Source organism: Synechococcus sp. H70.1 (assembly GCF_047502705.1).
GTDB lineage: Bacteria > Cyanobacteriota > Cyanobacteriia > Thermostichales > Thermostichaceae > Thermostichus.
On sequence record NZ_JANSIV010000149.1, the window covers coordinates 1 to 557 of the forward strand.

1 protein-coding gene is annotated in these 557 nt (G+C 52.8%); it reads right to left on the bottom strand.

Annotated features, from left to right (window positions below; all coding sequences use genetic code 11):
* A partial coding sequence (locus NW827_RS09950; RefSeq protein ID WP_414503639.1) for a PAS domain S-box protein occupies positions 1 to 557 on the bottom strand: 557 nt, incomplete at both ends.

Sequence of the window (557 nt, forward strand, 5' to 3'; positions counted from 1 at the left end):
AGTAGCGGCCCTGCAAATCTTTAACAAAGATGGGAAAAGGGATCCCGTCGAGGATGGCCTTGAGGCGGGCTTCGCTTTCCCGCAGCGCCAGTTCTGTCTCTTTTTGCTGGGTAATGTCGCGGGTGCTGCAGACGATTCCTGCCACCGCAGGATCCTGCAAAAGATTAGTACAGCGGCTCTCTAGCCATACCCAATGGCCATCCGCATGCTGTGCCCGATAGATAAAGCTGAGCGTTTCGCCAGGTCGAGCCTTGAGTTGTTCAAGAGCACTGGCAATAATCTCCTGATCTTCTGGGTGAACCCAATCCAAAGGTATAAGTTCTCGCTCCTTAGGACAACGACCTAAAATTTTCTCAGCAACTGGGCGATTGAGAGGATAGACCAAGCCTTGGGCATCGATCCAGCACAAAATGTCGTGGCTGTTGTTGAGAAAGGCGCAAAAGCGCTCCTGTTGTTCTTGCACCCGTTGTTCCAGCCGCTTTTGCTCGGTAATGTCCAAGGTAATGCCGAGGTACCCCAAACCTTTGGACTCATCCTGCAGCTTCACGGCCAGGCGA